Source organism: Microvirga sp. CF3062, assembly GCF_036314045.1.
Classification (GTDB): Bacteria; Pseudomonadota; Alphaproteobacteria; order Rhizobiales; family Beijerinckiaceae; genus Microvirga.
The window spans coordinates 187,879-200,454 of record NZ_JAYGGN010000008.1; the positions used below are offsets into that span (position 1 = coordinate 187,879).

The window sequence follows — 12,576 nt, forward strand, 5'->3', positions numbered from 1 at the left end:
CAGGATGTGATTCGTCGCGAGAAGAAAAGGAGCAGGACATGTACGCATATAATCTGTTCCAGAGTACGAAACTGGACGGCCTCATCTGCGCTGTTCCCGAGGAGCGTACCGTTCCTCCCTTCGTCGTGGAGCCGAACTGGCGGTTCGGCGGGAAGGTCCAGACTCAGGACGCTCCCTTGGGCTTCGACCGGAAAGCCGCCATGGAAGGCGTGCGTTTCAACGGCTTTTATCTTTTCGCCAGCTTTCAGAAGGATCGCCTGAGCCAGTAGGCTCCCGGGCGCAACGGCGAGCATGTCCGGTCCATAGCCGGGCATGCCGACCGACCAAAGACCATTGATACGAACCGGATCGATACTTGATCTTAAGCGGCACCTGCTCTCTATCTTGCTGACCTTCGCGCCTGCCGCCCCGCATCATCGATTCGATCGTGAACTCCTCCCTTGCTCTGATCTGGACCGTTACGGCCGCCACGACCCTGCTCCAGGCCGGGAACGGTCTCCTGCAGGCCTTGATGCCGCTGCGCATGCAGGCGGAGGGCATCTCCGTCGCCTCCATCGGTGTCGTGGCTGCCGCCTATGGAGTGGGCTTTTCGACCGGCTGCTTCCTCGCGCCGAGCTTCATCCGCCATGTCGGCTACATCAGGGCCTTCGCCAGCCTGGCGGCGGTGGTGTCCGTGCTGATCCTGGTCATGACGCAGGCTCATTCGACACTGGCCTGGATCCTGCTGCGCGGCCTGTCGGGCGTCATGCTCGCCTGCATCTTTACCGTCACTGACGGGTGGATCAGCGCCCGGGCCACATCAAGCCATCGCGGGCGGATCCTCTCCATCTACATGATCTGCACCAAGGTCGCCCTGATGCTGTCCCCGCTCGGCATCAGTTTCGGCGACATCCGCACGGACGGATTGTTCATGGCGGTGAGCGCGTTGATCACGCTCTCGCTGCTTCCCATCGCGGCTACGACGACAAAGGAGCCGAACGCGCCGCAGGGCGTACGGATAGAGGTCAGGAAACTGTTCGCCACGGCTCCCTCTGCGGTCGTTGGAGCCTTCGTGGTCGGTCTGGTCAATGGCCCGGTGATTGCGATCACGCCGGTCTTCGGCGTCAGGATCGGGTTGAGCCAGGATCAGGCTGCGGCGCTTCTGTTCGCTTTGCAGGCTGGAAGTCTCGCTATGCAATGGCCGCTCGGATGGCTTTCCGATCGGGCCGACCGGCGCTACGTGATCGCAGGCCTGGCCTTAGGTGCGAGCCTGGTTTCGCTCCTGATCCTCTGGGCCAGTGCGCAGAATGCGAGTCTGCTGATCCTGTGGTCGTTTGCGGCCTGGGGTGGGCTTGCCCTGTGCATCTACTCGGTCTGTGTGGCCCATGCCTGCGATATCGTCGATCCAGGGCAGATCGTATCCACGGTCGGCACTCTTCTGTTTTCCTGGGCCACCGGAGTCACTATCGGACCTCTCCTGGGGGCCTTGGCCATGGAAGTGCTCGGCCCTCAAGGGTTGTTCATCTATGCGGCCTTGGCTTCACTGGGCCTTGCCGCCTTCATCGTGATGCGGATCATTCGGGTGCAGCGCCCGCCTGCCAGAGGTGGCTTTGTCGATATTGCGCCCAGCAGCTCGGCTTCAGCCGGCTTGGCGCCACGGGCGGAGGTCGGCACGGCAGATTCTCATCCTCACGCCCCTGACCCAGAAGGAGATGCGGAACCGACTGATCAGAAGGGAAGGTCCCCTGCCACGCGGGTCGAGACGTCGCCGTAGCGGTTGAGGCGCTTGTCGATCATGTCGTCGATCTTGCCATAGACCTCGGCCACGCTGAGCTGGCGGGTCTTCTTGCCGTCTTTGGTGAAGAACAGAGATTTGTTGGACTTCGCCGCGGCCGGGAAGGCAGCGGGTGCACTCTTCTTAGGCGTGTCGTCCACCAAGGCGATGAACTTGCTGGCACTGTCCACGCCGAAGAAGTGGGACATATAGAATTCCGAACGGTTGAGCTTGCGGCCAAGCCTTGTTTCGATCTTCGCCTTGTCGCGCTTCATCATCTCGGCGGCCATGAGAGACGAGATGTAAGGATTGCGGCGCAGCCCGAGAATGTGCTCACGCATGGTCTCGTCCGCCACGGCGAGCTTGCCATCGACCCGCTCAATCGCCTGTGCTTCCGCGTCCAAGCCGTGGGCCGGCCCGAAGGAGCGCACGACCTCGAGCCATGTGCTCGTGATGAACTGGAACAAGCCCACAGCCGAGGAGGTCGACGCCTTATTGCCCGGCAGGAAGCTCGATTCCTTGTCCGCCAGAGCCATCATGTAGACGGGGTCAGCGCCGGTCATCTTTGAGGCGCGCAGGATCGTGTCCACGATCCATACGGGCACGCGCATTTCCTCGAATTCCATGTAATCCGTGAGTTCCCGCGAGACGGGCTTGTCGTCCTCGCTGCCTGCCGGGGTCGTCGGATTGGTCAAGGGGATGGTCAGGATGATCTGCCTCTGCAGATCGGCTTGGCTGGCCTCCGCAGCCGCCACCGTGACGATGGCCTCCAACGGATCAGCCGGAGCGGCATCCTTCACCGATAGGGCGAAGGGTTCCTCATGCTGAGACGGAATCTTGATGGCATCTGCGCCGGCGTCGAAAGCCGCTGGAAGAGCTGACTTCTGCTCCGCCGCCGAGGCGGCTTGGGGCATGGCAGCAGTGCCGAGAGCCAGCGTGATGCAGGCGCCAAGGCCGAGCATCTTAGTCAGGTTGAGCAGGGTCTGACCCCCTTGAAGGGCAGGGCGCTTCTGAGCCGTGCAGCGGCCTTGGCCGCTGTGCTTTCCAAAGTCGAGGCAAATAGCCTTCTGCTGGCATGCGTCGCGAGACGCTGTCAGAGCAATCTGCATATGAAGAAGCCCCCTAGAAATGCGCCGCTTCGCTGTCGAGACAGGTTTGCGGTTGTTCTTCGTTCAAGTGAGGTGAGTATGTGCGTGGTAGATATGTCCAGAATGGGTCAGCTTGACGGTGCTTTTGGACTTTGTTCCCAAGTGCGACCTTTTGCAACTATCCGGATAAAGGGGATCATCTTCAAAGTTCTCTTGTTTTCTAAGGAATACTGGTGCGAAGACGTGGCTTGAGCAGGCAGTTAACTAAATTTACGGGTCATTCCGCCGCATCTAGGAAGGATGGGCCGTGCTGATCGGCTGCCTGTGGGGGAACTCTCCGGCTATGGCTCAGCCGAGACCGCAGCAGATTGCCTCCCTCAATCTCTGCACGGATCAATTGCTGCTGGCGTTGGCCGATCGTCACCAGATCGCGTCATTGAGCCGGCTTGCTCGCGATTCATCCATCTCGTTCATGGCGGAGGAGGCAGCAGGCTTGCCCCTCAACGCGGGTGGAGCAGAGGCCCTTCTGTTCAGCAAACCCGATCTGATGCTGACCGGCACCTATGGCCAGCAGGATCAGGTCGCCGTTCTGAAGCGGCAGGGTCTGGATGTCCTCCAGCTTGGCCCCTGGTCAGGGCTGGCGGAGGGGCGCGAGCAGATCCGGACCCTTGCCCGCAGGCTCGGCCATGCGGATCGCGGTGAGGCCCTTATTACACGGATCGATGCGGCCCTGGACCGGGCCAGGGATCGTGTTCCGAACGGGCGCAGCATTCTGGTTTACGAGCGGGGAGGGTGGGTGACAGATGCCCGTTCGCCCTTGAGCGAAGTGCTGATGCACATGGGCTTCACGCTGCACGAGGAGGTTCTCGGCCGCAAGAGCGGAGGTGTTGTGCGCCTGGAGACGATTGTCACCACTCCACCGGACGTCATGCTCGTCGATGCAGGATCCCAGCAGGCCATCGACAACGGCACAGCCCTGTTTGCCCATCCCGCACTGGCGGCCGCCGTACCGCATGAGCGACGCCTCGCTGTTCCGGGCCGTTTCACGATCTGCGGAGGTCCCTCGACGCCGGCCATGATCGAGGCCTTGACCGTTGAGGTAGAGTCCAAATTGCCCTGAAAGCCGCTGTGTTCAGGCCAGCCTCAGATCCAGAGCTGGGACCGGCTTCAGCAGGATCTGGCAGCCCGCGGCCACGAAGACGACCGCATCGCAGGCCTCCGCAATCCTCTGGTTCAGGCGCCCCTGCTCATCGCGGAAGGAGCGTCCGAGAGGTGTCGGCGGCACGATGCCCTGGCCCACTTCGTTCGACACCAGGATGAGAGGTCCCTGGGCTTCCCGAACCGTGTGTATCAGCTGGTCGGCCTCATGGGACGGGTCGTGCTCGGCGAGCATGATGTTGGAGAGCCAGAGGGTCAGGCAATCGACAAGCACGGCTTTCTCAGGATCGGTCTGAGCTTGGATGGCTTGCGACAGCTCCAACGGGGCATCTACCGTCTGCCAGGAGCGATCGCGCTCCAGGCGATGAAGAGCGATGCGCTCGCGCATCTCGTCGTCGAAGGCCTGCGCCGTCGCGACATAGACCCGCTTTGATGAGGCCTGCTCGGCCAGCTGCAGGGCGGTGCGGCTCTTGCCGGAGCGCGCTCCGCCCAAGACCAGGACACGGCGGTACAAAGGCATGACCGGTCAGGCGCTCAGCCGGTTGACGGGGACAATCATGTGAACGCGCAGCCCTTGCGTCTGCCACTCCCGCTCGAGAATGCCCCCGAGCTGCCCGGCGATGCTGCGCTGAGACAGCTGCGTGCCGAAGCCTTCAAAGCTTGGCGGACCCTCAATCGTTGGGCCGCCCCGCTCGGTCCAGAGGAGATCCACATTCTCCTCCTGGAGCGTCCAGCCAATGGTGAGCTCGCCCTCGGAACTGGAGAGACACCCATATTTGGCAGCGTTCGTCGCGAGTTCATGTAGAACCAGTGCAAGGCTCGTGGTCGTGTTGGAGCCCACGGCAATGGCGGGTCCCTCGATGGCAACTCTGTTCTGGCCGGATTGCCTGTAGGGTTCGAGGACAGCCTCGATCAGGCGGGAGAGTTCGACATCGGTGCCGGAGCCCGGCTCCGTTATAGGGGCCGGCTGTACCAACTCATGGGCCCGTGACAGGGCGCTGAGCCGCCCCCTCAGAGCGGTCGCCATGTCCTTAGGGTCCTTGGCCGTGCGGGCCGTCATCGAGACCATGCCGTTCGCGATGGCGAACAGGTTCTTCACGCGATGGTTCAGTTCCCTGGTCAGAAGCTTCTGCGCCTCTTCAAGGGCCTGGCGTTCTGTGATGTCGCTGATCACGCCATAAAGGCTGACGGCGCGACGCCTGCCGCCGTCATTCACGTGAAGGGCTCGCCCGTGAGAACGGAACCACCGGAGACTCCCGTCAGGAAGCTGCGCCCGGTAGCGATTGTCGTACTTGCCGTCCGAATCTGGCGCGGCTGCAGCGGCGATCCGCGCCTTCACGTCCTCCCGATCGTCGGGATGGATCATGTTCAAGGCTTCATCGAGCGAGAGGCTGTACAATCCATCGTGGGGAATGCGGTAGAGGGCGCAGCTTTCCTCATCCCAGGTGATCTGACTATTATCCAAGTCGATCTGCCAGGTTCCGAGATGTGCGGCCTCAAGAGCTAGGCGGTATTGGCTCTCGAGCATCCGAACGGCTTCCTCATTCTTCTTCTGCTCATCAATGTTGGTGCTGGTGCCGAACCAGCGGGTGATTTTGCCGGTGAGGTCCTGGATCGGGATCGCACGGCTGAGAAACCACTTATGGTCTCCTACGGCGTTCCTCATCCGGTGCTCCCATTCATAAGCCTGTCCGGATTCGAGGGAGCGCTTCCAATGGTCATGGGTCTGGGTCAGGTCATCCGGATGGATGGATTCCTGCCACCCGTCTCCTAAGATCTGCTCGCCTGATCGGCCCGTATATTCACGCCAGCGGCGATTGACATAGTCGACATAGCCATCGGGTTGCGCCGACCAGACAAGTTGGGGCAGGGACTCCGCCAGAACGGCATATTGGGTTTCTGTATCCTTGAAATCCACGCAGAACTCCTGGGCCACCCGTACGGCCAAAGTCACTCACAAACCCGCTTCGATCAGGGAAGCATAGTTGTAGGCCTTTTTCGAGGCTGACAACCCACATCCGCTTTCATGTGCATTTTCTCGGCGCAAAGAGTAGCGCCAGTGCTGCGAAACCATTAAAAGGCCGCCTGCGTCTGGCGGTTCCCTCCGTCAGCGCCTAGATGCAGGACTGCCCGCATACCTGATGCGGCTTTCCTACGCTGAGGCTGATTGACAGTTTTCATGAACCATATGAGCTCCCGCCCGATGCCTCCACCGGAGATGTCATCTGCCGAGGCCTTTCACCCGAAGGAGCGCCGCTCCCGCGGGTTTGCCTGGATCGGGATGGCGGCGAGCATTCTCCTGTTCGGCGCTTCGCTTGTCGTCCTCTGGCATATCGTATCCGATATCGACATCAACGAGCTGAAATCCGCGTTCACAACGGCCAGCCTGCGTCAGATCGGATTGGCGGTGCTCTTCACCACCATCAGTTATGGCCTGCTGACCTGCTACGACGCCATTGCCCTACGCCAGCTCAAGCTGCAGATTCCCTACCGAACCACGGCCTTGGCCTCCTTCACGAGCTACGCGGTGAGCTTCACCCTCGGGTTCCCGCTACTCACGGCAGGAACGGTTCGTTACTGGATCTATTCGCCCAAGGGCGTGAAGCCGGGACGGGTGGCGAGCCTGACCGTGATTGCCGGGGTCACCTTCTGGCTCGGCATGGCGCTCGTGCTCGCCTGGAGCCTGATCAGCAAGGCCGACGAACTGGCGAGCCTCGTCTACACCCATATCTGGATGAACCAGCTCGCGGGACTAGGCGCCGCCGTCTTCGTCGCCGCCTATATGGTCTGGGTCTCGCTCAAGCGCCGCTCGGTCAAGATCCAGGGCTGGAAGCTGGAACTGCCGGGCTTTCGCCTGTCGCTTGCGCAGATCCTGATCGGTGCAGCCGACGTTTGCGCCGGCGCGGGCGTTCTCTTCGTGCTCCTGCCGGGCGGGCATGGTCTCAACTTCGAAACCTTCGTGGCAGTCTACATCTTCGCCGTCATGCTGGGGGTGGCGAGCCATGCGCCGGGAGGCTTGGGCGTCTTCGAGGCGACCATTCTACTTGCCCTCTCGAGCTATCCGAGGGAGCCGGTCCTCGGGGCGCTCCTCCTCTATCGCCTGTGCTATTACCTCATTCCCTTTGTCATCGCCCTCGCGCTCTTGGGCGGTTACGAGATTCGCAACCGCATTGGGGCCGCTCGGCTCGCGTTCAAGCCCGATGAGGATGAGGCTGCCGCCGGGGCGGAGCTTGGCGGGAGATGACACCTGTCGGTGCCTGCCTTAAAGAAGGCGTGCAACCCCTCCGAGACCTCCCGTTCCATGAGCGCTCCCGACGATCCGACGCCGGAACCCAAATCCCAGGGCGCCACACTTCTGCGTGATGCAGCCTTGCGGGCCGCGGTGGTCACGTGTTTCGTCATGGTTGTCGTGGAGCTGGTGCGGGGCAATGGAGATGCCTGGCTTCTGCTCTGGGCTGCCATTGCCATCACGGCTGGATTTTTGATCGCCAGTCCGAAGCGCAGCCTTGGCGTCGGGGTCCGGCCGCAGCCGAGCAAGCCCCAGCGCTCGAGCGTCGCCGAGGCGGTTCTGGCCCAGATCCCCGATCCGGTCATCCTGGTGGATCAGCGTGCCTTGGTCATTGAGGCCAACAAGGCCGCTTACGGGCTCCTCGGCGGATTGAAGACTGGACACCCCTTGTCCTTCGCGCTCCGCAGCCCCGACGTGCTCGACGGCATCCAGAGGGTTCTGGAGCAGGGAGAGCCCCTGAAGGTCGAATATTCGGAACGGGTTCCCACCGAGCGCACCTTCGAGGTGCATATCGGCCCCCTCCAGGCCGATGCGCCCAGCACCGGGGTTCAGGCCGGAGTCGTCCTGTTCTTTCGCGATCTCACCTCGGCCCGCCGCCTGGAGGCCATGCGGGCCGATTTCGTTGCCAATGCGAGCCATGAGCTGCGCACGCCTCTGGCCTCGGTGCTCGGTTTCATCGAAACTCTTCAAGGACCCGCGCGGGACGATGTGAATGCTCGGGAGCGCTTCCTCGAAATCATGAAGGGGCAGGCGCAGCGCATGAAGCGCCTGATCGACGATCTCCTGTCCCTGTCGCGCATCGAGATGCGGGCTCATCTCTCGCCGACCCAGAATGTCGATCTCGCCTCCATCGTGTCCCAGATGATTGAGACCCTGTCGCCCATGGCGCGGGAGAGGGGTGTAGTCATCCAGGCCAAGCTGCCCAAGCTATCCATCCTCGTGCGCGGCGACCGGGACGAGCTTCTGCGCGTCGCCGAGAACCTGATCGAGAATGCGGTCAAGTACGGCGAGAGCGGCGGCAGGGTGGATGTGGAGATCGACAGCATTGGATCCTCCCATGGCGAGCAGGGTCCGCATGTCACCTTCACGGTCCAGGATTACGGGCCCGGCATCGCGCCTGAGCACCTGCCGCGCCTGACGGAGCGGTTCTACCGGGCTGACGTGGCCCAGAGCCGCGACAAGGGCGGAACGGGCTTGGGGTTGGCAATCGTCAAGCACATCGTCAATCGCCACCGGGGCCATTTCGACATCACGAGCGAACCGGGGCAAGGCGCCCGGTTCACCGTGACATTGCCTGAGGCCGGTTCCTGATCGGGCAGCTTCCTCAGGGCAGAAAATGAGGCGCTCCAAGGGATCCTGAAGGGGTGTCATGTAATTGTCATCCAACTGTCGTAGAGGAGACATCCGTCGGGCCTAGCTGTCCCATCGCGTGACGTGGCCCATGGCTTTCGACAGCCGCCTGTCACGTTGCATGAACAGGAGATTGACCCTTGAAGATCGTGTCCTACGCCATTGCGGCTGGCCTTGCCGTCGCGAGCTTTACGACCACGGCCTCTGCTGCTGACATCACCGGCGCAGGCGCAACGTTCCCGTTTCCGATCTATGCCAAGTGGGCCGAGGCCTACAACAAGGAGACGAGCAACCGGCTGAACTATCAGTCCATCGGCTCCAGCGGCGGTATCCGCCAAATCCGGGCCAAGACCGTCGATTTCGGCGCGACCGATGCTCCGCTGAAGGGCGAAGAGCTTCAGAAGGACGGCTTTGTCCAGTTCCCGGCGGTCATGGGTGGCGTGGTCGCCGTCTATAACGTTCAGGGCGTTTCCGCCGGCCAGCTGAAGCTGACAGGCGAGGTCCTCGCCGACATCTTCAACGGCAAGATCTCCAAGTGGAACGATGCCAAGATCGCACAGGCGAACCAGGGCGTGACGCTTCCCAATGCGTCGATCACTCCGGTCTACCGCTCCGACGGATCGGGCACCACCAGCGTGTTCACCACCTATCTGTCCCAGGTCTCTGAGACCTGGAAGAGCGGACCGGGCGTTGGCGCATCGGTGCAGTGGCCGGTCGGCCAGGGCGGCAAGGGCAATGAGGGCGTCGCCGCTCTCGTGAAGCAGGTGCCGAATTCCATCGGCTATGTGGAATACGCCTACGCCAAGCAGAACAGCATACCGTTCGCCCAGCTGCAGAACAAGAACGGCAAGTTCGTGTCGCCGGAGGCCAAGACCTTCCAGGCTGCCGCTGCCAATGCCGACTGGAAGTCGGCTCCCGGCTACGGCATCTCGCTGACGAACCAGGCGGGCGATGAGGCCTGGCCGATCACGGCTCCGACCTTCATCCTCGTTCCCAAGAATCCGGAGAAGCCGGAGCAGGTAGCCGAGGCCTTGAAGTTCTTCGACTGGTCGTTCAAGAACGGCGACAAGATGGCTGTCGAACTCGACTACGTGCCGCTTCCCGCTCAGCTGAAGGATCAGGTGCGCGCGACGTGGAAGAGCGAGATCAAGAACGCTTCGGGTCAGCCGGTCTTCACGCAGTAATCTGACTTTATCTAAACAACAAAGCGGATCGGCGAATGGTAGCTCTCTCGCAAGAACGTCTCGTTTCGAGCGCGGCTGCTCCCGCTCGTCGATCCCCTCCACCAAGCTTCGACAGGCTCTTCCGCCTCGCCAGCCTCGCATCGGCCCTTCTGGTGCTGATTGTGCTCCTCGGGATCATCGGATCGATGATCTACGGCGGATTGCCGGCCTTTCGCGAGTTCGGCTTCGGTTTCATCACGTCGAGCGTGTGGAACGTCAACGAAGACCAGTACGGCGCTTGGGTCGCCATCGTCGGAACGCTGACGACGGCGCTGATCGCCCTGGTGATCGGCGTGCCTCTGTCCCTGGGCATCGCCATTTTCCTGACGCAGCTCTGCCCGCCCTGGCTCAAGCGGCCGGTGGCGACGACCATCGAGCTTCTCGCGGCCGTTCCCAGCATCATCTACGGCATGTGGGGCCTCTTCGTCTTCGCGCCCCTTTTCGCCAACTACGTGCAGATCCCAGTCTCCAACATCGTCGAGGGGATGCCGATCATCGGCACCATCCTGTATGCGCGCACGCCCTCCGGCGTCGGCATCCTGACGGCCGGCATCATTCTGGCGATTATGATCATCCCGTTCATCGCCTCGATCGCGCGAGACATCCTCGATCAGATCCCATCGGTCCTGCGCGAGAGCGCCTACGGCATCGGCTGCACCACTTGGGAGGTGGTGCGTAATGTGCTTCTGCCGCAGGCCGGCGTCAGCATCATCGGGGCGATCATGCTCGGCCTCGGCCGCGCGCTCGGTGAGACGATGGCTGTGACCTTCGTGGTCGGCAACGCCAACCGCCTGTCGGGTTCGCTCTTCGATCCGGGCTCCACCATTGCGTCGCGCATTGCCAACGAATTCAACGAGGCCATCGGCCTGCAGCTCAATGCGCTCATGGCGCTGGGTTGCATCCTGTTCCTTGTCACGTTCACCGTGCTCGTGCTCGCCCGGCTTCTGGTATCCCGGGTGAAGGTAGGCTGAGGAGACCATGATGGACACCGCTCTGCAGCACCGGACCGCGACCGAACCAACAACTGCTCCCGCCCCCTGGGGGCGGGTGCGCCGCAGCCGCCATGTGGCTGACCGCGCTCTCAAGATCATCTGCACGCTGTTCACGATCCTTGGCGCCTTCTTCCTTGGCTGGATCCTTCTGATGCTGATCGTCGAGGGGATCGGCGGTCTCTCGCCGGCAGTCTTTACCGAGACGACGCCAGGACCCGGCAGCCAGGGCGGCGGCATCGCCAATGCCATCGTGGGCAGTCTGATCCTGACCGTTCTCGGCATTGTCGTGGCAACGCCAGTCGGCGTGCTGGCCGGTACCTATCTGGCCGAGTACGGCAAGAGTTCGAAGCTCGCGGAAGTCATCCGCTTCGTGAACGACATCCTGCTCGCCGCGCCCAGCATCCTCATCGGCCTCTTCGTCTACATGCTCATGGTGCAGCCCATGGGCGGTTATTCCGGATGGGCTGGCGGCGTGGCCCTCGCCATCATCGCCGTACCGGTGATCGTGCGCACCACGGAGGACATGCTGCGCCTCGTGCCGGGTTCGCTCCGTGAGGCGGGTGCCGCGCTCGGCGCACCCATGTCGACCGTGATCATCAAGATCAGTTGGAAGGCGGCGCGTGCCGGCATGGTCACCGGCGTGCTGCTGGCCACCGCCCGCATCGCAGGCGAAACTGCACCGCTGCTGTTCACGGCCCTCAACAACAATTTCTGGTTCAACCCCAACCTGATGGGTGGCGTGGCCAACCTGCCGGTCATGATCTACCAGTTCGCCCTCTCGCCCTATGAGAACTGGCGCGAGCTGGCCTGGGCCGGCGCCCTCATCATCACCATGTCGATCCTGGCGCTGTCCATCGTGGCGCGCCTGCTCCTGAGGAAGGATAAAGTCCGATGAGCACGATTGCCCTCAACACGAGCAGCGCTGTCGGAAAAGCCGCCGCCGGGAATGCCGAAGCGCCGGTGCGCATCGCCGTTCGGAACCTGAATTTCTATTACGGCGACTTCCGCAGTCTCAAGGACATCAATCTCGACTTCTACGACCGGCAGGTGACGGCCCTCATCGGCCCCTCCGGCTGCGGAAAGTCGACACTGCTGCGCACCTTCAACCGCATCTACAGCTTGTATCCCGAGCAGCGCGCCGATGGCGAGATCCTGCTCGACGGCCAGAACGTGCTCTCCTCCTCTATCGACGTGAACGAGCTGCGCGCCCGCGTCGGCATGGTGTTCCAGAAGCCGACGCCGTTCCCCATGTCGATCTATGACAACATCGCCTTCGGCATCAAACTCTATGAGAAGCTGCCGAAATCCGAGCTCGATGGACGCATCGAGGAGGCCCTGCGCAAGGCGGCCCTGTGGGACGAGGCGAAGGACAAGCTGCGTCAGTCGGGCATGAGCCTGTCCGGCGGCCAGCAGCAGCGTCTCTGCATTGCGCGCACCATCGCGCAGAAGCCCGAGGTGATCCTTCTCGACGAGCCGACCTCGGCGCTCGATCCGATCTCCACCGGCAAGATCGAGGAGCTGATCGAGCAACTCCGCTCCGAGTTCACCATCGTGATCGTCACGCACAATATGCAGCAGGCGGCGCGCATCTCGCAGTTTACCGCTTTCATGTATCTCGGGGAGGTTGTGGAGTTCGGGCCGACGAACAAGATGTTCATGAACCCGGCCAAGAAACAGACCCAGGACTACATCACGGGCCGCTTCGGCTGATCGAAGCGGCTCA

At 62.2% G+C, this 12,576-nt stretch carries 12 protein-coding genes; 9 read left to right on the forward strand and 3 right to left on the reverse strand.

What is annotated here, in order from left to right:
- The first annotated feature begins 38 nt into the window (after nt 1–38).
- Entirely contained in the window at nt 39–269 is a 231-nt protein-coding gene (locus VB618_RS15545) for a hypothetical protein (RefSeq protein WP_329797618.1), read from the forward strand.
- Nucleotides 270–427: 158 nt separating this feature from the next.
- Nucleotides 428–1,753: an MFS transporter gene (locus VB618_RS15550; protein ID WP_329797619.1), complete on the forward strand. Its 1,326-nt coding sequence runs from the start codon at nt 428–430 to the stop codon at nt 1,751–1,753.
- Here VB618_RS15550 and VB618_RS15555 read toward each other — a convergent pair.
- Complete coding sequence (locus VB618_RS15555; protein ID WP_329797620.1) at nt 1,708–2,862, reverse strand: transglycosylase SLT domain-containing protein; 1,155 nt, start codon at nt 2,860–2,862, stop codon at nt 1,708–1,710. The genes VB618_RS15550 and VB618_RS15555 overlap by 46 nt on opposite strands.
- 322 nt (nt 2,863–3,184) lie before the next feature.
- On the opposite strand from VB618_RS15555, the gene VB618_RS15560 reads away from it, so the two are divergent.
- Nucleotides 3,185–3,961, forward strand: coding sequence for an ABC transporter substrate-binding protein (locus tag VB618_RS15560; RefSeq protein ID WP_329797621.1), 777 nt, complete (start codon nt 3,185–3,187; stop codon nt 3,959–3,961).
- A 12-nt stretch (nt 3,962–3,973) separates the two neighbouring features.
- On the opposite strand, the gene cobU is transcribed toward VB618_RS15560, so the two are convergent.
- Both cobU and VB618_RS15570 read right to left on the reverse strand, forming a co-directional pair.
- Nucleotides 3,974–4,519, reverse strand: a complete 546-nt coding sequence (cobU, locus tag VB618_RS15565) for a bifunctional adenosylcobinamide kinase/adenosylcobinamide-phosphate guanylyltransferase (RefSeq protein ID WP_329797622.1) — start codon at nt 4,517–4,519, stop codon at nt 3,974–3,976.
- 6 nt (nt 4,520–4,525) lie between these two features.
- Entirely contained in the window at nt 4,526–5,953 is a 1,428-nt protein-coding gene (locus VB618_RS15570; protein WP_329797623.1) for a PAS domain-containing protein, read from the reverse strand.
- A gap of 249 nt (nt 5,954–6,202) precedes the next feature.
- Here VB618_RS15570 and VB618_RS15575 point away from each other — a divergent pair, with 249 nt between their 5' ends.
- The 6 genes from VB618_RS15575 to pstB all read left to right on the forward strand — a co-directional run bounded on the left by VB618_RS15575 (nt 6,203) and on the right by pstB (nt 12,563).
- On the forward strand, nt 6,203–7,243 hold the full coding sequence (locus tag VB618_RS15575; protein WP_329797624.1) for a lysylphosphatidylglycerol synthase domain-containing protein: 1,041 nt from the start codon (nt 6,203–6,205) through the stop codon (nt 7,241–7,243).
- A gap of 57 nt (nt 7,244–7,300) precedes the next feature.
- Complete coding sequence (locus VB618_RS15580; protein ID WP_329797625.1) at nt 7,301–8,599, forward strand: ATP-binding protein; 1,299 nt, start codon at nt 7,301–7,303, stop codon at nt 8,597–8,599.
- 179 nt (nt 8,600–8,778) lie between these two features.
- Nucleotides 8,779–9,822, forward strand: coding sequence for a phosphate ABC transporter substrate-binding protein PstS (gene pstS / locus VB618_RS15585; protein WP_329797626.1), 1,044 nt, complete (start codon nt 8,779–8,781; stop codon nt 9,820–9,822).
- A gap of 35 nt (nt 9,823–9,857) precedes the next feature.
- Complete coding sequence (gene pstC, locus VB618_RS15590) at nt 9,858–10,832, forward strand: phosphate ABC transporter permease subunit PstC (protein WP_329797627.1); 975 nt, start codon at nt 9,858–9,860, stop codon at nt 10,830–10,832.
- Nucleotides 10,833–10,839: 7 nt separating this feature from the next.
- Nucleotides 10,840–11,748, forward strand: coding sequence for a phosphate ABC transporter permease PstA (pstA, locus tag VB618_RS15595; RefSeq protein WP_442931807.1), 909 nt, complete (start codon nt 10,840–10,842; stop codon nt 11,746–11,748).
- On the forward strand, nt 11,745–12,563 hold the full coding sequence (gene pstB, locus VB618_RS15600) for a phosphate ABC transporter ATP-binding protein PstB (RefSeq protein WP_329797628.1): 819 nt from the start codon (nt 11,745–11,747) through the stop codon (nt 12,561–12,563). Before pstA ends, pstB begins: the two co-directional genes overlap by 4 nt.
- Nucleotides 12,564–12,576: the final 13 nt, after the last annotated feature.

Excerpts from the sequence above, each read along its gene's own strand:
- VB618_RS15560 (WP_329797621.1), top strand. The coding sequence starts at position 3,185 with ATGGCTCAGCCGAGACCGCAGCAGATTGCCTCCCTCAATCTCTGCACG.
- cobU (WP_329797622.1), bottom strand. The coding sequence starts at position 4,519 with ATGCCTTTGTACCGCCGTGTCCTGGTCTTGGGCGGAGCGCGCTCCGGC.
- pstA (WP_442931807.1), top strand. The coding sequence starts at position 10,840 with ATGATGGACACCGCTCTGCAGCACCGGACCGCGACCGAACCAACAACT.
- VB618_RS15580 (WP_329797625.1), top strand. The coding sequence starts at position 7,301 with ATGAGCGCTCCCGACGATCCGACGCCGGAACCCAAATCCCAGGGCGCC.
- VB618_RS15575 (WP_329797624.1), top strand. The coding sequence starts at position 6,203 with ATGCCTCCACCGGAGATGTCATCTGCCGAGGCCTTTCACCCGAAGGAG.
- pstC (WP_329797627.1), top strand. The coding sequence starts at position 9,858 with ATGGTAGCTCTCTCGCAAGAACGTCTCGTTTCGAGCGCGGCTGCTCCC.
- VB618_RS15545 (WP_329797618.1), top strand. The coding sequence starts at position 39 with ATGTACGCATATAATCTGTTCCAGAGTACGAAACTGGACGGCCTCATC.
- pstB (WP_329797628.1), top strand. The coding sequence starts at position 11,745 with ATGAGCACGATTGCCCTCAACACGAGCAGCGCTGTCGGAAAAGCCGCC.
- VB618_RS15555 (WP_329797620.1), bottom strand. The coding sequence starts at position 2,862 with ATGCAGATTGCTCTGACAGCGTCTCGCGACGCATGCCAGCAGAAGGCT.